Source organism: Pseudomonas sp. PDM22 (assembly GCF_014851965.1).
Taxonomy (GTDB): domain Bacteria; phylum Pseudomonadota; class Gammaproteobacteria; order Pseudomonadales; family Pseudomonadaceae; genus Pseudomonas.
In genome coordinates this window covers 178,361-195,619 of record NZ_JACVAR010000001.1, presented here as the reverse complement: position 1 = coordinate 195,619, position 17,259 = coordinate 178,361, and the positions used below count along the sequence as shown (strand labels likewise).

General features: G+C 63.8%; 14 protein-coding genes and 5 tRNA genes. 15 read left to right on the top strand and 4 right to left on the bottom strand.

Annotation, left to right across the window (positions count from 1 at the left end):
- The first annotated feature begins 26 nt into the window (after window positions 1-26).
- The 6 genes from IB255_RS00915 (at window position 27) to IB255_RS00890 (ending at window position 6,118) form a co-directional block, all read left to right on the top strand.
- Complete coding sequence (locus IB255_RS00915) at window positions 27-332, top strand: lipopolysaccharide assembly LapA domain-containing protein (protein WP_151187812.1); 306 nt, start codon at window positions 27-29, stop codon at window positions 330-332.
- Window positions 325-1,476, top strand: a complete 1,152-nt coding sequence (locus tag IB255_RS00910) for a tetratricopeptide repeat protein (protein WP_192209712.1) — start codon at window positions 325-327, stop codon at window positions 1,474-1,476. The genes IB255_RS00915 and IB255_RS00910 overlap by 8 nt, the downstream gene beginning before the upstream one ends.
- Before the next feature lie 55 nt (window positions 1,477-1,531).
- A complete protein-coding gene (locus tag IB255_RS00905; RefSeq protein WP_192209711.1) occupies window positions 1,532-2,494 on the top strand; it encodes a UDP-glucose 4-epimerase family protein in 963 nt (320 codons plus the stop codon).
- On the top strand, window positions 2,491-3,516 hold the full coding sequence (locus IB255_RS00900; RefSeq protein WP_192209710.1) for an MraY family glycosyltransferase: 1,026 nt from the start codon (window positions 2,491-2,493) through the stop codon (window positions 3,514-3,516). Before IB255_RS00905 ends, IB255_RS00900 begins: the two co-directional genes overlap by 4 nt.
- A 72-nt stretch (window positions 3,517-3,588) precedes the next feature.
- Window positions 3,589-5,577, top strand: a complete 1,989-nt coding sequence (locus IB255_RS00895) for a polysaccharide biosynthesis protein (protein WP_081519342.1) — start codon at window positions 3,589-3,591, stop codon at window positions 5,575-5,577.
- 193 nt (window positions 5,578-5,770) lie between these two features.
- Complete coding sequence (locus IB255_RS00890) at window positions 5,771-6,118, top strand: ComEA family DNA-binding protein (protein WP_081519343.1); 348 nt, start codon at window positions 5,771-5,773, stop codon at window positions 6,116-6,118.
- A 109-nt stretch (window positions 6,119-6,227) separates the two neighbouring features.
- Here the strand turns inward: IB255_RS00890 and IB255_RS00885 are convergent.
- Together IB255_RS00885 and IB255_RS00880 are read right to left on the bottom strand one after the other, a co-directional pair.
- A tRNA-Asn gene (locus IB255_RS00885) sits at window positions 6,228-6,303 on the bottom strand.
- 69 nt (window positions 6,304-6,372) lie between these two features.
- Window positions 6,373-7,569 (bottom strand): amino acid aminotransferase, encoded by a 1,197-nt coding sequence (locus IB255_RS00880; RefSeq protein ID WP_045211941.1) that lies wholly within the window; start codon window positions 7,567-7,569, stop codon window positions 6,373-6,375.
- A 184-nt stretch (window positions 7,570-7,753) separates the two neighbouring features.
- Here IB255_RS00880 and uvrB point away from each other — a divergent pair, with 184 nt between their 5' ends.
- Window positions 7,754-9,769, top strand: a complete 2,016-nt coding sequence (gene uvrB, locus IB255_RS00875) for an excinuclease ABC subunit UvrB (RefSeq protein ID WP_192209709.1) — start codon at window positions 7,754-7,756, stop codon at window positions 9,767-9,769.
- A 16-nt stretch (window positions 9,770-9,785) separates the two neighbouring features.
- Here the strand turns inward: uvrB and IB255_RS00870 are convergent, their stop codons facing one another.
- Both IB255_RS00870 and IB255_RS00865 read right to left on the bottom strand, forming a co-directional pair.
- Window positions 9,786-11,285: an MDR family MFS transporter gene (locus IB255_RS00870; protein ID WP_139791626.1), complete on the bottom strand. Its 1,500-nt coding sequence runs from the start codon at window positions 11,283-11,285 to the stop codon at window positions 9,786-9,788.
- A gap of 49 nt (window positions 11,286-11,334) precedes the next feature.
- Window positions 11,335-12,369 carry an HlyD family secretion protein gene (locus IB255_RS00865; RefSeq protein ID WP_151187807.1) on the bottom strand — a complete coding sequence of 345 codons (1,035 nt, stop codon included), beginning with the start codon at window positions 12,367-12,369 and terminating at the stop codon, window positions 11,335-11,337.
- Between the two features lie 110 nt (window positions 12,370-12,479).
- On the opposite strand from IB255_RS00865, the gene IB255_RS00860 reads away from it, so the two are divergent.
- The 8 genes from IB255_RS00860 (at window position 12,480) to IB255_RS00825 (ending at window position 17,247) form a co-directional block, all read left to right on the top strand.
- Entirely contained in the window at window positions 12,480-13,400 is a 921-nt protein-coding gene (locus IB255_RS00860) for a LysR family transcriptional regulator (protein WP_081519347.1), read from the top strand.
- A gap of 61 nt (window positions 13,401-13,461) precedes the next feature.
- Window positions 13,462-14,946 carry a glutamate--tRNA ligase gene (gltX, locus tag IB255_RS00855; protein WP_081519348.1) on the top strand — a complete coding sequence of 495 codons (1,485 nt, stop codon included), beginning with the start codon at window positions 13,462-13,464 and terminating at the stop codon, window positions 14,944-14,946.
- Between the two features lie 281 nt (window positions 14,947-15,227).
- Window positions 15,228-15,303 (top strand) — tRNA-Ala (locus tag IB255_RS00850).
- 53 nt (window positions 15,304-15,356) lie between these two features.
- Window positions 15,357-15,432: transfer RNA gene (locus IB255_RS00845), tRNA-Glu, on the top strand.
- A 44-nt stretch (window positions 15,433-15,476) separates the two neighbouring features.
- Window positions 15,477-15,552: transfer RNA gene (locus IB255_RS00840), tRNA-Ala, on the top strand.
- Window positions 15,553-15,610: 58 nt separating this feature from the next.
- Window positions 15,611-15,686 (top strand) — tRNA-Glu (locus tag IB255_RS00835).
- Between the two features lie 168 nt (window positions 15,687-15,854).
- On the top strand, window positions 15,855-16,394 hold the full coding sequence (locus IB255_RS00830) for a TetR/AcrR family transcriptional regulator (protein ID WP_081519349.1): 540 nt from the start codon (window positions 15,855-15,857) through the stop codon (window positions 16,392-16,394).
- 13 nt (window positions 16,395-16,407) lie between these two features.
- On the top strand, window positions 16,408-17,247 hold the full coding sequence (locus tag IB255_RS00825) for an alpha/beta fold hydrolase (RefSeq protein ID WP_081519350.1): 840 nt from the start codon (window positions 16,408-16,410) through the stop codon (window positions 17,245-17,247).
- Window positions 17,248-17,259 lie beyond the last annotated feature (12 nt).

Below are 17,259 nucleotides of genomic sequence, written 5' to 3'. Positions count from 1 at the left end.
GTATCCGTCTTCAAGAAGGAGTGTCCATGCTTCGGGCAAAACGTTTCCTGCTGATTCTGGCGCTGGTCGTCCTGGCCGCCGTCGTCGTGGTTTTCGTCCTTGAAAACCTGCAGCCCGCGCAGCTGACCTTCCTCGGCTGGCAGTCGCCGCAGTGGCCGCTGGTGATCTTCATCTCCCTTGCCTTCATCGTCGGCGGCGTGATCGGCCTGCTGCTGAGCATTCCCTTCCGCGCGAAGACGCACGTCCGCATGACCGGGCTGCGCTCCGAGGTCACCCGTTTCCGCAAGGAGAATGACGCGCTGCGTGAAAAGTCGCTGACGGACCATGCCTAGCGTCATTGCCACGCTGTTCTTCTTCTGCGCCCTGGCCATCGGCTGGTGGATGGGGCGTCGCTCGCTTTCCCGCACCCAGCCAGCGCCCGAATCGAACCTCCGGGCGCGCGTCCACAGCATGCACAATCTGCTGGAGCGACATTCCGACGACGCGCTGGAAAGCCTTTCCCAGGGCCTGGTCGTCAGCCCGGAAACGCTCGAAAGCCATCTGCACGTTGGCAACCTGTTCCGCCGTCGCGGCGATATCGAAAAGGCCATCCACATCCACCAGGATTTGCTGGGTCGCGCTGGCGAGGATGGCTCGCTGGTGGCGCAAGTACGCCTGGAACTGGCCCGTGACTACATCGCTGGCGGCTTGCTCGGCAGTGCCGAGGAGTTGCTGGACGAACTGACTCGGCAGCGTGATGAGCCCATCTCTCTCGAGGCGCTCGACGAGCAGCGGCTGATCTGCGAACGCGAGAAGAGCTGGTCGCGCGCCATCGAACTGGCCGCCCGGCTGGTACCGAGCCGCCCCGAGCTGAGCGCCGCGCTGGCCAACTATTACTGCGAGCTCGCTCAGGAAAAAGGCAAGACCGGGGATCGCAGTGCCATGCAGGAATTGCTGCGCGAGGCTCGTCGCGTCGACAAGCGCTGCGTACGCGCTCTGCTGATGCGGCTGGACTGCGAGTTGTGGCGCAAGGATCCGGCCGCTGCTGTCGCTACCATCGGCGAGCTGGCGAGCGATGCCAAGGCCTTCCTGGGCGAGATAGTGCCCCTGCTGCGTCGCCACGACGGCCTTGCCCGGCCCGAAGTGCTGGCCTGTTTACGCGAGCTGGCAGGGGGGGAGGAAGTGCCTCCGGCGATCCTCGCGTTGTTGGCTGAAAGCGATCAGCCAGGGCGTTCTTCCAGCTGGCGCGAAAGCCTGCTGGAACGGGTGGAGCGCCATCCCTCCTGGCAAGGCGTGGGCGAATACCTGGAAGTGGTGGGAAACGACACTGAAAAAGACTCGGCGACGGGAAAAATCGCTCCAATAATCATCGGGTTGTATAAGACAATGCCGCGCTATCGATGCGGCAAGTGCGGTTTTGCCGGTCGCGAACTGCACTGGCAATGTCCCAGTTGTCACGCTTGGAATGCTCTGCGGCCGGTCATTTCGCCGCTCTGACGCGCTCGCTCATACATGGAAGACGCCGTAGGCGTCAGGTTCTGCAGGTACTGGATTGAAGGTTCTACTCACGGGCGCGAGCGGTTTTGTCGGCCGAGGCGTGCTGGCGCGTTTGTGCCGGGAAGACAGCGTGCAGGTTCGCGTCGCCCAGCGTGGCGGCAGCGCGCAATACCCCGAAGGTGTTGAAGTTTCGCTCATCGACGGGTTGAGCGTGGCGCAGTCCTGGACGCAGGCCCTGCAGGGGGTTGATGTGGTGATCCACTGCGCTGCCCGCGTTCATGTCATGGACGAGCAGGCAGCGGACCCGCTCGCCGAGTTTCGTGCGGTGAACGTCGAGGCCACCCGGCATCTGGCGCAACAGGCCGCCGCAGCTGGCGTGAAGCGCTTCGTCTTTGTCAGTTCGATTAAGGTCAATGGCGAGGAGACTGCGCCGGGCCATCCCTTCACTGCCGACGCCGAGCCACAACCGCAGGACCCATACGGGCAGTCCAAGCTCGAAGCTGAGCAGGCTCTGTTCGACGTTGCCCGACAGACCGGTCTCGAAGTCGCCGTGGTGCGTCCGCCGCTGGTCTATGGGCCGGGCGTGAAAGCCAATTTCGCCAGCCTGATGCGCGCCTTGCAATGCCGACTGCCGTTGCCCTTCGGCTCCATCGACAATCGCCGCAGCCTGGTGGCGCGGGACAATCTGGTCGATCTGCTGCTGCTTTGCGCGCGTCATCCGGCGGCCGCCGGGCAGGTGTTCCTGGTGAGCGACGGTGAAGATTTGTCGACGGCAGCGCTGTGCCGTGGTCTTAGCAAGGCTCTGGGCGTTCGCTCGCGACTGCTGCCGGTTCCGGCTGCGCTGCTGCGCCTGCTGGGGCTGCTGACCGGGCGGAGCCAGCAGGTGCAGCGCTTGCTGGGATCGCTGCAGGTGGATATTTCCAAGACGCGCAGTCGATTGGGCTGGAATCCGCCGGTCAGTGTCGAGCAGGCCCTGAGGGCAGCAGCGCAGGGGTGTGGTCAGGAGCAGGGGCGATGAGCATGGGTATTCTGCTGGCGGCCGTATTCATCGCATCCTGGGTGATGACGGCCGGTGTGCGCCGCTACGCGCTGGCGCGCAGCATCATGGACATTCCCAATGCCCGCAGTTCGCACCAGATCCCCACGCCCCGGGGCGGTGGTGTGGCCATTGTGCTGGGTTTCCTGGTCTGTCTGCCGTTGGCCGGTGTTCTAGGTGCGGTGGATGGGAGCAGCCTGTTGGCCCTGTTGCCGGCCGGCGCTCTGGTTGCAGTCATTGGTTTCCTCGACGATCACCGTCATATTCCGGCGCGTTGGCGGCTGCTCGGGCATTTTGTCGCCGCATTCTGGCTGCTTGGCTGGCTGGGTGGGCTGCCTGCGCTGACTATGCCGTGGGGGCCTCTGGACCTGGGTTTGGCCGGTGACCTGCTGGGCGTGGTGTTCCTGGTCTGGCTGCTCAACCTGTACAACTTCATGGACGGCATCGACGGGATTGCCGGCCTGGAAGCTATCAGCGTCTGCCTGGGCGGAGCCCTCTGCGGGTGGTTCGTCGGCGAGTCGCAACTGGTGTGGTTGCCCTTGATCCTGGGCATGGCGGCGGCGGGGTTCCTGGTCTGGAACTTCCCCCCGGCGCGGATCTTCATGGGGGATGCGGGCAGTGGTTTCCTCGGGTTGATGCTCGGAGGATTGGCGCTGCAGGCGGGGACGGTGTTCGCGCCGCTGATCTGGAGTTGGCTGATCCTGCTCGGTGTATTCGTGGTGGATGCCACCTTCACGCTGATCCACCGACTGATGCGTGGCGAACGTGTCTACGAAGCGCATCGCAGCCATGCCTATCAGCGCGCTTCGCGCCGATACGGCAGCCACTTGCGGGTGTCGCTGGCGGTAGCCGCCATCAACGTGCTGTGGCTCATACCGCTGGCGTTGCTGGTGGCACTGGGGCATGTTTCGGGTTTGCTGGGGCTGATTGTGGCCTATGCTCCCTTGGTGCTTGTCGTAGCTCATCTGGGGGCAGGTCGTCCGGATGAACAGGATGTGAGCTGAACTCCGCCGGATTTGGTGGTCAATGTAGCGGGCGAGGAACTTTCCTCCGCTCGGGATTAAGGACAAGCGCTGATGCTTCGAGAACGCCTGCTGAGGCTTCCGAGACGACATAAACGGCTATTGCAGGTCACCACGGATATTCTGCTGGTGTGGTTCTCGCTGTGGCTGGCGTTCATCGTGCGCCTGGGCACCGACGATCTGGAGTATCCGTTCCGGGTCCACAGTTGGCTGTTCGTGGCGGCGCCAATGGTTGCCGTCCCGCTGTTCATCCGCTTTGGCATGTACCGCGCGGTGATGCGCTACCTGGGCAATGACGCGCTGATCGCGATCTGGAAGGCGGTGACGATCTCGGCGCTGCTGCTCTCGCTGGTGGTCTACTGGAACCGCTCGGTGACCGAAATGGTCCCGCGCTCACTGGTGCTGAACTACTGGTGGCTGAGCCTGCTGATGATCGGCGGCCTGCGCCTGGCCATGCGCCAATATTTCATGGGCGACTGGTACAGCACGGTCCAGGCGGTACCCTTCCTCAAGCAACAGGATGGCCTGCCCAAGGTGGCGGTGTATGGTGCCGGTTCTGCCGGTAACCAGTTGGTGGCGGCGTTGCGCCTGGGGCGTGCGATGCGCCCGGTGGCCTTCATCGATGACGATGACGAGATCGCCAACCGCGTCATTGCGGGCCTTCGGGTTTACAAGCCCAAGCATATCCAGCAGATGATCGACGAGACCGGCGTGCAGGAAGTGCTGCTGGCGATCCCTTCTGCCACCCGCGCCCGGCGCCGTGAAATCCTCGGTCTGCTCGAGCCCTACCCGGTTCACGTACGAAGCGTGCCAGGGTTCATCGAGCTGGCTAACGGCCGCGTGCGGGTGGATGACATCCAGGAAGTGGATATTGCGGACTTGCTCGGGCGCGATCCGGTCGAGCCGCGCAAGGAGTTGTTCGAGCACTGCATTCGCGGCGAAGTCGTGATGGTCACCGGTGCTGGCGGCTCCATCGGATCTGAACTCTGCCGCCAGATCCTCGGCTCATCGCCCACCGTGCTGGTGCTGTTCGAGCACAGCGAATACAACCTCTACCGCGTGCACCAGGAGCTGGAAAACCGCATCAAGCGCGAGTCTCTCGCGGTGCAGCTGGTGCCGATCCTCGGCTCCGTACGCAGTGCCGAGCGCCTGCTGGACGTCATGCGCACCTGGAAGGTCGCCACGGTCTACCACGCCGCGGCCTACAAGCACGTGCCCATCGTCGAGCACAACATCTCCGAGGGCGTGCTGAACAATGTGATGGGCACCCTGCATACCGCGCAGGTGGCGGTACAGGCCGGTGTCGAGCACTTCGTGCTGATCTCCACCGACAAGGCGGTGCGCCCGACCAATGTCATGGGTAGCACCAAGCGCCTGGCGGAGATGATCCTGCAGGCCCTGAGCCAGGAGTCCGCTCCGGTGCTGTTCGGTGACAAGTCCGGGGTGCACCAGGTCAACAAGACCCGTTTCACCATGGTCCGGTTCGGCAATGTGCTGGGCTCGTCGGGTTCAGTCATTCCTCTGTTCCGCGAGCAGATCAAGCGCGGCGGGCCGGTCACCGTGACCCATCCGGGTATCACCCGCTATTTCATGACTATCCCCGAGGCGGCTCAACTGGTGATCCAGGCTGGCTCCATGGGGCGCGGCGGCGATGTCTTCGTGCTGGACATGGGGCAGCCGGTGAAGATCCTCGAACTGGCCGAGCGGATGATCCACCTGTCGGGCCTCAGCGTTCGCTCCGAGCGCACGCCCCACGGTGATATCTCCATCGAGTTCAGTGGTCTGCGGCCCGGCGAGAAGCTCTACGAGGAGCTGCTGATCGGCGACAACGTCAGCGCCACCGAGCATCCGATGATCATGAAGGCCAACGAGGAGCTGATGCACTGGGAGGGCTTCAAGCTCGTCCTGGCGGATCTGCTCAAGGCGGTGGATCAGGGCAACTACGCGCGGGTACGGCAACTGTTGCGGGAAACCGTCAGCGGTTATTGCCCCGAGGGCGAGATCGTCGACCTGATTCACCAGCAGCGGCGGATGGAGCCCTGATCCAGGGTTCCTAGCAGACGCGGTCGTCGTCGCGTCTGCGAGCATCGTCAGTCCTTTCCTGGCGATCTGTCGGCGGCGCCGGAAACTGCTGCCGACTCTCTAAACCAAGGTTTTTGCGAGTGTTCCTGGCGATATGGTCACTGGGCGGCGCCGTCGCGCCCGCCTAGAAGCCTCTCATTCCAAGGAATGACTCATGAAGAAGAACCTGCTCTCCATCGCCAGTCTGATTCTGTTCACCAGCCTTTCTTTTGGTGGTTTTGCCCAGGCAGCCACCAGTGCCCAGCCCGCCACCAAGACGGCGGCCGAAGCTCCGGCTCCCGTTGCCAAGGCGCCTGTTTCCCAGGTCGAGGCGGTGAATATCAACACGGCATCTGTCGAAGAACTGCAGAAGTCCCTGAAAGGCATCGGCAAGGTGAAGGCCCAGGCGATCGTTGACTACCGGACCAGTAACGGCCCCTTCACCACGGTCGATCAACTGCTGGAAGTGAAGGGCATCGGCAAGGGCACCCTGGACAAGAACCGGGACAGGATTTCGCTCTGAGCCTTTGCCAGTCGAAATGAAAAGGCCGGTCACTGACCGGCTTTTTCATGGGGGAGCATTCTTTGGCCCAATAAAAAAGCCCCCGGCGTTTGCCGAGGGCTTTGAATTCTGGCTCCGCGACCTGGACTCGAACCAGGGACCCAATGATTAACAGTCATTTGCTCTACCGACTGAGCTATCGCGGAACAACGGGGCGTATCTTACTGATTAAAAAGGGGAAGTCAACATCGTGCCGACGACTTCCCCTGATTTTTTTACAGCACCTGGACGATGGCGCGGGTAACGGTGTCCAGGTTGCCGTTGTTCAGCGCGGCGACGCAGATGCGGCCAGTGCCGACGGCATAGATGCCGAACTCGTTCTTCAGGCGCTCGACCTGCTCGGCGGTCAGGCCGGAGTAGGAGAACATGCCGCGCTGTTCGGCAACGAAGCTGAAGTCGCGCTTGGCGCCCAGGGCGGCCAGTTGCTCGACCATCGCCACGCGCATGGCGCGGATGCGGGTGCGCATTTCGCCCAGCTCTTCTTCCCAGACGGCGCGCAGTTCCGGGCTGTTCAGCACGGCGGCGACGACGCTGGCGCCGTGGGTCGGCGGGTTGGAGTAGTTGGTGCGGATCACGCGCTTGACCTGGGACAGGACGCGGGTGGATTCCTCGCGGCTGTCGGTCACGACCGACAGGGCGCCAACGCGCTCACCATACAGCGAGAACGACTTGGAGAAGGAGCTGGACACGAAGAAGTTCAGGCCCGACTTGGCGAACAGGCGCACGGCGGAGGCGTCTTCGTCGATGCCGTCACCGAAGCCCTGGTAGGCAATGTCGAGGAACGGCACGTGGCCCTTGGCCTTGAGCACGTCCAGGACCTGCTTCCAGTCGTCCATGGTCAGGTCGACGCCGGTCGGGTTGTGGCAGCAGGCGTGCAGCACAACGATGGACTGCGAGGGCAGGGCGTTGAGGTCTTCCAGCAGGCCGGCACGGTTCACGCCGTTGGTGGCGGCGTCGTAGTAGCGGTAGTTCTGCACCGGGAAGCCGGCGGCTTCGAACAGCGCGCGGTGGTTTTCCCAGCTCGGGTCGCTGATGGCGACGGTGGCGTTGGGCAGCAGGCGCTTGAGGAAGTCGGCACCGGTCTTCAGTGCGCCGGTACCGCCGACGGCCTGGGTGGTAACCACACGGCCTTCGGCCAGCAGCTCGGAATCAGCGCCGAACAGCAGCTTCTGCACACCCGAGTCGTAGGCAGCGATGCCTTCGATCGGCAGGTAGCCGCGCGGTGCGTGGGCCTCGATGCGGGCTTTCTCCGCGGCCTGCACGGCGCGCAGCAACGGGAGACGGCCTTCCTCGTTGTAATAAACGCCTACGCCCAGGTTGATCTTGCCCGGACGGGTATCGGCGTTGAAAGCTTCGTTCAGGCCCAGGATCGGGTCGCGGGGGGCCATTTCGACAGCGGAGAACAGACTCATTTTGGCAGCAGCTCTAAGGCGGGAGTGAAGTGCAATTGCAACCCACCCGCACACGGCGCTGGGGGTTGCGTCGACGGGCCGGTATTATATAGGCCTCTACAGCAGGCGGCGAGTTGTCGCGCGTGCTTTTCGACTGGTATGACGCTTTGGCGACCGAAGCGTCACACGCCAAAGCGAGGTTCCCATGTCGATTTTTCAACTGGATTCGCGATTCGAGCCCGCCGGCGATCAGCCCGAAGCCATCCGACAGATGGTGGAAGGACTGGAAGCGGGGCTGTCGCACCAGACGCTGTTGGGGGTGACCGGCTCGGGCAAGACCTTCAGCATCGCCAACGTCATTTCTCAGGTGCAGCGCCCGACCATGGTGCTGGCGCCGAACAAGACGCTGGCCGCGCAGCTCTACGGCGAGTTCAAGACCTTCTTCCCGAACAACGCCGTCGAGTACTTCGTCTCCTACTACGACTACTACCAGCCCGAGGCCTACGTACCGTCCTCGGACACCTATATCGAGAAGGATTCCTCGATCAACGACCACATCGAGCAGATGCGACTGTCGGCGACCAAGGCGCTGCTGGAGCGCAAGGACGCCATCATCGTCTGCACCGTGTCGTCGATCTACGGCCTCGGTGACCCGGCGTCCTACCTGAAGATGGTCCTGCACCTGGACCGTGGCGACAAGATGGACCAGCGCGAGCTGCTGCGCCGCCTGACCAGCCTGCAGTACACCCGCAACGACATGGATTTCGCCCGCGCGACCTTCCGTGTGCGCGGCGATGTCATCGACGTGTTCCCGGCGGAATCGGACCTGGAGGCTATCCGCATCGAGCTGTTCGACGACGAGGTGGAGAATATCGCCGCCTTCGATCCGCTGACCGGCGAGGTGCTGACCAAGCTGCCGCGCTTCACCTTCTACCCCAAGAGCCACTACGTCACCCCGCGGGAGACGCTGCTCGAGGCGGTCGAACACATCAAGGCCGAGCTGAAGCAGCGACTGGACTACCTGCGCACCAACAACAAGCTGGTCGAAGCCCAGCGCCTGGAGCAACGCACTCGCTTCGACCTGGAGATGATCCTCGAACTGGGCTACTGCAACGGCATCGAGAACTACTCGCGCTACCTCTCCGGGCGTGGTCCCGGCGAGCCGCCGCCGACGCTCTATGACTACCTGCCGGACAACGCCCTGCTGGTGATCGACGAATCCCACGTCAGCGTTCCCCAGGTCGGCGCCATGTACAAGGGCGACCGTTCACGCAAGGAAACCCTGGTGGAGTACGGCTTCCGTCTGCCCTCGGCGCTGGACAACCGCCCGCTGCGCTTCGAGGAGTGGGAGTCGATCAGCCCGCAGACCATCTTCGTCTCCGCGACGCCCGGCCCTTATGAAGACCAGCACGCCGGTCGCGTGGTCGAACAGGTGGTACGCCCCACCGGCCTGGTCGACCCGGAAGTGGAAATCCGCCCGGCGACGACCCAGGTCGACGACCTGCTTTCGGAAATCGGCAAGCGCGTGGCGCTGGACCAGCGCGTGCTGGTCACCACCCTGACCAAGCGCATGGCCGAGGACCTTACCGACTACCTGGGCGACCATGACGTGCGCGTGCGCTACCTGCACTCGGACATCGATACCGTGGAGCGGGTGGAAATCATTCGTGACCTGCGCCTGGGCAAGTTTGATGTGCTGGTGGGCATCAACCTGCTGCGCGAGGGCCTGGACATGCCCGAGGTGGCATTGGTGGCCATCCTCGATGCGGACAAGGAAGGCTTCCTGCGTTCCGAGCGCTCGCTGATCCAGACCATCGGCCGTGCCGCGCGGAACCTGCACGGCAAGGCGATCCTCTATGCCGACAACATGACCGGCTCGATGCAGCGGGCGATCAACGAGACCGAGCGCCGCCGCACCAAGCAGCTGGAGTTCAACGCCAAGCACTGCATCGTGCCCAAGGGTGTGAAGAAGGACATCAAGGACATCCTCGAAGGTGCCGTGGTGCCGGGTGCCAAGGGCAAGCGACGCAGCCTGGCGAAAGTGGCGGAGGAGAGCGGGAAGTACGAAAACGAGCTGCGTACGCCCGACGAGATCGGCAAGCGCATCAAGCAACTGGAGGAGCGCATGTACCAGTTGGCCCGCGACCTGGAGTTCGAGGCCGCGGCCGGGGTGCGCGACGAGATCGGCAAGTTGCGCGACCGCATGGTGTCGATGGGGTAAGAGGAGGGCGGGGCGCTCAGTGCGCCCCGGCTCCTGCGCCAGCCCCCATGCCCGCCGGTAGCGGGCGAGTCAGCAGCACTGCCACCATGCTGATCGCCAGCACGATGCCAATGGCGTGGAAGGCATCGTTGTAGGCCATGATCGCCGCCTGCTGGTGGACGATCTCGCTGATCTTGCCCAGCGCCGCCTGTTGCGTGCCCAGTTGCGCGGTCAGCTGCGCCAGTCGCTCGTCCACCGCGCCATTCACCGGCACTACCGCTTCGCGCAGGTAGTCGTAATAGACCTTGGCGCGGCTATCCAGCAGGGTGGCCAGCAGGGCGATGCCGATGGCCCCGCCGAGGTTGCGCAGGATGTTGAACAGGCTGGAAGCCGAGCCTGCGTCCTGCGGCTGCAGATAGACGGTGGCGATCAGCGAGATGGTGACCATCACCATCGGCTGGCCGAGGGCGCGCAGCAGCTGGATCTGGTTGAACTGCGGGCCGGCGAAATCCGGGTTGAGCACGCCGGAGAAGAAGCTCGCCATGCCGAACAGGCCGAAGCCTATAGCGCAGAGCAGGCGCGGTTCGATGATCTTCATCAGCTTGGGAATCAGCGGGATGAGGAACAGCTGCGGCACGCCCATCCACATGATCACCTCGCCGATCTGCATGGCGTTGTAGCCCTGGATCTGCGCGAGATACAGCGGCAACACGTAGATCGAGCCGTACAGCCCCATCCCCAGGCCGATGCTGGATATGCTCGACAGCCCGAAGTTGCGGTTGCGCAGAATCCCCAGGTTGATCAGCGGGTTCGGTCGTGAGGTCTGCAGGATCACGAAGAGGATCAGGCTGACCAGAGCGATGCTGCCCAGGCTGACGATCAGGTTCGACTCCAGCCAGTCCTTGCGGTGGCCTTCCTCGAGGAACACCTGCAGGCAACCGAGGCCGATGGCCATGGTGACGATGCCGGCGTAGTCGGTGCTCTTCAGCAGTTCCCAGTGCGCTTCCTTCTTCTCCAGGCCGTAGAGCAGGCCGGCGATCATCAGCAGGCCCGGCGGGATGTTGATGTAGAAGATGTATTCCCAGCCGAAGTTTTCCGTCAGCCAGCCACCCAGGGTCGGGCCGATGGAGGGCGCGAAGGTGGCGGTGATGGCGAACAGCGCCATGCCCTTGGGGCGGTGGTGCTCCGGCAGCTTGATCAGCGCCAGGGTGAAGGCCAGGGGAATCAGCGCGCCGCCGGTGAAGCCCTGCATGGCGCGGAACACGATCATGCTCTCCAGGTTCCAGGCGAACGAGCAGAGCAGCGAAGAGAACAGGAAGCCGACGGAGATCATCCACGCCAGCCGACGCGCCGAGAGCAGCTGCACCAACCAGGCGGTGAGCGGGATCATGATGATCTCGGCCACCAGGTAGGAGGTGGAAATCCACGAGCCTTCCTCCAGGGTGGCGGCCAGCGCCCCCTGGATGTCTTTCAGCGAAGAGTTGGTGATCTGGATGTCGAGCACCGCCATGAACGCGCCGAGCATGGCGCTGAACACGGCAATCCAGTCGCGGCGGGTCGGCTCGCCGACCGGCCGGATCAGTTGATCACCGGCCACGCAGCTCGACCTCGGCCTCGACCGACATGCCCGGGCGGATCAGCCCTTGCAGCGGGGTGTCGGTGGCGAAGGTAATCTTGACCGGAATGCGCTGCACCACCTTGGTGAAGTTGCCGGTGGCGTTGTCCGGCGGCAGCAGGCTGAACTGCGCACCGGAGGCGGCGAACAGGCTCTGTACCTGGCCTTCGATGGGCTGGTCGGGGAAGGAATCGAACACCAGCCGGACTGTCTGGCCGGGGCGCATCTTGCCGATCTGGGTTTCCTTGAAGTTGGCCTGGACCCAGATACCGTCGTCCGGCACCAGCGACAGCAACTGGCTGCCGACCTGCACGTACTGGCCGACGCGGGCGCCGCGCTGGCCGACCAGGCCGCTGACCGGCGCGTGGATTTCGGTACGGGCGAGGTTGATCTCGGCCTGGGTGATATCGGCGCGGGCGCTTTCGATCTGCGCCTGCAGGCGCTGCACGTCGGTGCCCAGGGTTTCGCGCTGCACGCGCTGGGCCTGCAGGTCAGCCTGGGCCTTGGCCACCTGGGAGCGGGCGACGTTGGAATCGGCGGCCAGGGTGGTCACGCGCTCTTCCGACACGTAGCCGGGCTTGCGCAGGGCCTGGGCGCGGCCGAGGTCGACTTCGGTGCGGCCGAGGGTGGCCTGGCTGGCGTTCACGTCGGCCGCGCTGGCGGCGATCATGCTGGTCTGGCCCTTGAGCTTGCTGCGCGCCTGCTCCAGTTCCGCCTCGCGGGTAGCCAGGGTGGCCTTGGCGCGGTCCAGGGCGAGCTGGAAGTCGGCAGCCTCCAGTTTCACCAGCAACTGGCCTTTCTCGACGTGCTGGTTGTCCTGCACCAGTACCTCGTCGACGCGGGCGCCGAGCTGGCTGGCGATGCGGGTGATCTCACCCTGCACGTAGGCGTTGTCGGTACTCTCGACGAAGCGGCCGATGAAGTACCAGCGCGCCAGGAAGGCGAGGGCGACCACCACGAGGATGACGAAGAATACGGACAGGCGGCGTTTCAATTGTGCAGGCATAGGTAAACGAGCGTTTGGTTGGCCAAAAAAATGTTTGCCAATGTAACAGTGTTCCGTGGCGGCACGTAGCCGCTACACTTCGGAAACTTTGTTGCTTATAGGGAACAATCATGGGGCTGGATGATGCGCTGATCTTCACTCGCGTCGTGGAACTGCACAGTTTCACCCAGGCGGCGCAGAGCCTGGGGATGCAGAAATCCACGGTGAGCCGGCGTATCGCGCTGCTCGAAGAGCGCCTGGGCGTGCGCCTGATCAACCGCACCACGCGCAAGCTGAGGCTGACCGAAGTGGGTCAGGCCTACTACGACCGCTGCCGGCAGATCATGCATGACTTCGCCGAGGCGGAGCAGGCGGTGATGCAGTTGCAGCAGGCGCCTTCGGGATTGTTGCGGATCAGCGCGCCCATCGAGTTCGGCCAGATGTACCTGGCCAAGGTGGTAGGCGACTTCATGAACCTTTATCCGCAGATCACCGCCGAGGTCGAGCTCACCTCGCGTACCGTCGATCCGCTGGAGGAGGGTGTGGACATCGTCATCATGGTCGGCCAGCCGGAGGATTCGACCCTGATCGCCCGGCGCATGCTGACCACCAGCCGCTGCCTGTGCGCCAGTCCCGATTACCTGGAGCTGCATGGTCGCCCGGAAACCGTGGAAGAGCTGGCCGGCCACCGCGCCGTGCTGCTGCAGGCCGACTCCCAGCGCTACTGGCCGTTGCGCGGGGAAACCGTGCCGTGTCACCGGGTGCTGTCGTGCAACAACATCACTTTCGCCCGCGAAGCCGTGCTGGCTGGAGTGGGAATTGCTTCGCTGCCGGAGCTGATCGTCGACGAACAGTTGGCCAGCGGAAGCCTGGTGCGCGTGCTGCCGCAGGTACAGCTGCCGGTGGGCGAGCTGTACGCCGTTTACCCGTCGCGGCGTTTCCAGGCAATGAAGGTAAAGGCTTTCCTCGACTTCATGATCAATAACCTGCCCCTGGATCCCGGTCGCTGGCTGGAGCCGAAGGTGGCCCGCCTGATACCATCGCACCCATGAGCGCGCGCGCCGTCGCGCGCTGTCCGCTTCACACGAAGAATTGCTGCACACGAGAGCCTTCATGACCACAGTCCGCACCCGTATCGCGCCGTCTCCCACCGGCGACCCGCACGTCGGCACCGCGTATATCGCGCTGTTCAACCTCTGCTTCGCCCGCCAGCACGGCGGTCAGTTCATTCTGCGCATCGAGGACACCGACCAGGTGCGCTCGACCCGCGAATCGGAACAGCAGATCTTCGACGCGCTGCGCTGGCTGGGTATCGAGTGGGACGAGGGCCCGGACGTCGGCGGCCCGCACGGCCCGTACCGGCAGAGCGAGCGTGGCGCTATCTATAAGCAGTACAGCGACGAGCTGGTCGAGAAAGGCCACGCCTTCCCCTGCTTCTGCTCCTCCGAGCGCCTCGACGCACTGCGTGCCGAGCAGCAGGCGCGCAAGGAAACCCCGCGCTACGACGGCCACTGCATGCACCTTGCGAAAGAGGAGTCGGCCAAGCGCATCGCCGCCGGCGAATCCCACGTGGTGCGCATGAAGGTGCCGACCGAGGGCGTCTGCGTGGTGCCGGACATGCTCCGTGGCGACGTGGAAATCCCGTGGGACCGCATGGACATGCAGGTGCTGATGAAGGCCGACGGCCTGCCCACCTACTTCCTCGCCAACGTGGTCGACGACCACCTGATGGGCATCACCCACGTCCTGCGCGGCGAAGAGTGGTTGCCCTCGGCCCCCAAGCTGATCAAGCTGTACGAGTACTTCGGCTGGGAACAGCCGGTGCTCTGCTACATGCCGCTGCTGCGCAACCCGGACAAGAGCAAGCTGTCCAAGCGCAAGAACCCCACCTCCATCACCTTCTACGAGCGCATGGGCCTGCTGCCCCAGGCGCTGCTGAACTACCTGGGCCGCATGGGCTGGTCCATGCCTGACGAGCGCGAGAAGTTCAGCCTGGCGGAGATGATCGAACACTTCGACCTGTCCCGCGTCTCGCTGGGCGGCCCGATCTTCGACATCGAGAAGCTCTCCTGGCTGAACGGCCAGTGGATTCGCGAGCTGTCGGTGGAGGACTTTGCGAAAGAAGTGCAGAAGTGGGCGCTCAACCCGGAGTACCTGATGAAGATCGCCCCGCACGTACAAGGCCGCGTGGAGAACTTCAGCCAGATCGCCCCGCTGGCCGGCTTCTTCTTCAGTGGTGGCGTGCAACTGGACGCCAAGCTGTTCGAGCACAAGAAGCTCGACGCCACCCAGGTGCGCCAGGTCCTGCAGCTGGTGCTGTGGAAGCTTGAAGCGCTGCGCCAGTGGGAAAAGGACCGCATCACCGCGACCATCCAGGCCGTGGCAGAGCACCTCGGCCTCAAGCTGCGTGACGTGATGCCGCTGATGTTCCCCGCCATCACCGGCCAGGCCAGTTCGGTGTCGGTGCTCGACGCCATGGAGATACTCGGCGCCGATCTGTCGCGCTATCGCCTGCGCCAGGCCCTGGAGCTGCTGGGCGGTGCGTCGAAGAAAGAAGCCAAGGAGTGGGAAAAGATTCGCGACGCCATCGGCTCCTGAGTTCTTTCCTACAGTGAAAAAGGCCGGGCGCTGCGAAGCGTCCGGCCTTTTTCATGCTGGCTCCGGTGATTGCGGATGAGCCGGAGGAGGGCAGGCGAGCCGCGGATTTCGCCGCGCGGAAACCGGGGCGGTCACATAAGTGATTGTTCTTTGGGAGAAAAAAATAAGAAATCTGAAAAAATGTTGTTGACAGGGGTTCGCCTCACCCCTAAGATGCGCCCCGTTCCAGCGACGAACTGAACTGACAGAACGAAGCGGAACGGTAGATCCAGCGGTACTTTGGGGCTATAGCTCAGCTGGGAGAGCGCTTGCATGGCATGCAAGAGGTCGACGGTTCGATCCCGTCTAGCTCCACCAAATTACCAGTAGGTCTTGCCTGGTCCGGGCAAGACTGAAATCGAAGGTTTTGCGTCCCCTTCGTCTAGTGGCCTAGGACACCGCCCTTTCACGGCGGTAACAGGGGTTCGAGTCCCCTAGGGGACGCCACTTATCCAGCGACGATGCGTTCGCGTCGTCAGCCAGAGTCATCTGGGGCTATAGCTCAGCTGGGAGAGCGCTTGCATGGCATGCAAGAGGTCGACGGTTCGATCCCGTCTAGCTCCACCAAATTCCCATACGGGATGAAGCCAGAATCCACCCTCGGGTGGGTTTCTTCGAAGGATATGTCCCCTTCGTCTAGTGGCCTAGGACACCGCCCTTTCACGGCGGTAACAGGGGTTCGAGTCCCCTAGGGGACGCCATTTTTATCGCTCTGCGATGCCTATAGGGCCACTGAGACTTTCAGTGGCCCTTTTGTTTTTCTCCCTCCAGGAAATGTTCCTCCGACCAGCGGTCGCGCTTTCTGCTTGCCGATTTTTATTATGAGAATAATATTCTGCCCATAATATTTGTCCGAGCGAGAGCCAGCCATGAGCGACAAGAAAGCCCAGACCCGCGAACGCATCCTGTCCGCCGCCACCAGCGCATTGCTCCAGCACGGGCCGGTCGGCCCCAGCGTGGGCGAGGTGATGTCGGCGGCGGGGCTGACGGTGGGCGGCTTCTACTCGCACTTCGAGAGCAAGGACGCGCTGATGCTGGAGGCCTTCCGCGACTTGCTCGCCAAGCGTCGCGAAGGCCTCAAGCGCTTCGATCCGCAACTGAGCTTCGCCGAGCGCCGTGCACTGACGGCGCAGTACTACCTGTCGCGCAAGCACCGCGATACCGAGGAGGAGGGCTGCCCGATCCCCAGTTCACTGAACGAGATCGCCGATCTGCCGGAAGCTTTCCGCCAGACCCTGGAAGAGCACGTGGAGTTGATGGTCGCGGCGCTGGCCGGCCGCCCCGAGGAAATCGACACCGTGCTCAGCGACATGGCCCTGATGATTGGCGGATTGGCGCTGGCTCGTGCCCTGGGCACCGGCGACCTGTCCGATCGTGTCCTGCGTGCCGCGAAGAAAGCGGTGATCTGAGGAGGTACGGCAAATGAACAGTCTGAGCTGGGTTCGAGGAATCAATGCCACCCTGGGCCGCGTCGCCCCGACATGGGCGGCGCAGCGCATGCGTCAGCTGTTCGTGACGCCCAACGAATATGCCCCGCGTGACTGGGAGCTGCCGCTGCTGGCCAGCTCCGAGCGTGTCACCCTGCGTTTCGGGTTGTCTGCCTTGCGCTGGGGGGAGGGGCCGGCTGTGCTGTTGATGCACGGTTGGGAAGGTCGGCCTACCCAGTTCGCCACGCTGATCGAGAAGCTGGTGGGCGCCGGTTATGGCGTGATCGCCCTCGACGGGCCGGGGCACGGCCGCTCGCCCGGCCACGAAGCGGACATCGTGCTGTTCGCCCGCGCCCTGCTGGAGGCAGCCAGCGAGTTGCCGCCGCTGCGGGCCGTGATCGGTCATTCCATGGGCGGCGCCAGCGCACTGCTGGCGACCCAGATGGGCCTGCGTACCGAAACGCTGGTGACCATCGGTGCGCCGAGCAATGTCCTGGGAGTCCTGCGCGGCTTCTCCAGGATGGTCGGCCTGGCGCCGCTGGCACGCTCGCGCTTCATCCGCATGATCGAGGCGCGCGCGGGTATTGCGGCCAAGCAGCTGGACGTCGCGCGTTATGAGCTGGACTTCCCCGGCCTGGTGGTACACGCCGAGGACGACCGGTACGTGCGGGTCGGCGAGGCCACGGCCATCCACGAGGCCTGGCCGCGCAGTAGGCTGCTGCGCTTGAAGGATGGCGGGCATCACCGCGTACTGGCGGATGCAGTGGTCACCGAAGCCATTCTGGAGTTGCTGGAAGAGGTCGAGATGCCTTTACCCCTGGCGCTGGCTTCCTGAGCCATTCACCAG

Coding starts and splice junctions, on each gene's coding strand:
- IB255_RS00865 (WP_151187807.1), bottom strand. CDS start 12,369: ATGCCTGCACAATTGAAACGCCGCCTGTCCGTATTCTTCGTCATCCTC.
- IB255_RS00880 (WP_045211941.1), bottom strand. CDS start 7,569: ATGAGTCTGTTCTCCGCTGTCGAAATGGCCCCCCGCGACCCGATCCTG.
- IB255_RS00900 (WP_192209710.1), top strand. CDS start 2,491: ATGAGCATGGGTATTCTGCTGGCGGCCGTATTCATCGCATCCTGGGTG.
- IB255_RS00910 (WP_192209712.1), top strand. CDS start 325: ATGCCTAGCGTCATTGCCACGCTGTTCTTCTTCTGCGCCCTGGCCATC.
- IB255_RS00890 (WP_081519343.1), top strand. CDS start 5,771: ATGAAGAAGAACCTGCTCTCCATCGCCAGTCTGATTCTGTTCACCAGC.
- IB255_RS00860 (WP_081519347.1), top strand. CDS start 12,480: ATGGGGCTGGATGATGCGCTGATCTTCACTCGCGTCGTGGAACTGCAC.
- uvrB (WP_192209709.1), top strand. CDS start 7,754: ATGTCGATTTTTCAACTGGATTCGCGATTCGAGCCCGCCGGCGATCAG.
- IB255_RS00825 (WP_081519350.1), top strand. CDS start 16,408: ATGAACAGTCTGAGCTGGGTTCGAGGAATCAATGCCACCCTGGGCCGC.
- IB255_RS00830 (WP_081519349.1), top strand. CDS start 15,855: ATGAGCGACAAGAAAGCCCAGACCCGCGAACGCATCCTGTCCGCCGCC.
- IB255_RS00895 (WP_081519342.1), top strand. CDS start 3,589: ATGCTTCGAGAACGCCTGCTGAGGCTTCCGAGACGACATAAACGGCTA.
- IB255_RS00915 (WP_151187812.1), top strand. CDS start 27: ATGCTTCGGGCAAAACGTTTCCTGCTGATTCTGGCGCTGGTCGTCCTG.
- gltX (WP_081519348.1), top strand. CDS start 13,462: ATGACCACAGTCCGCACCCGTATCGCGCCGTCTCCCACCGGCGACCCG.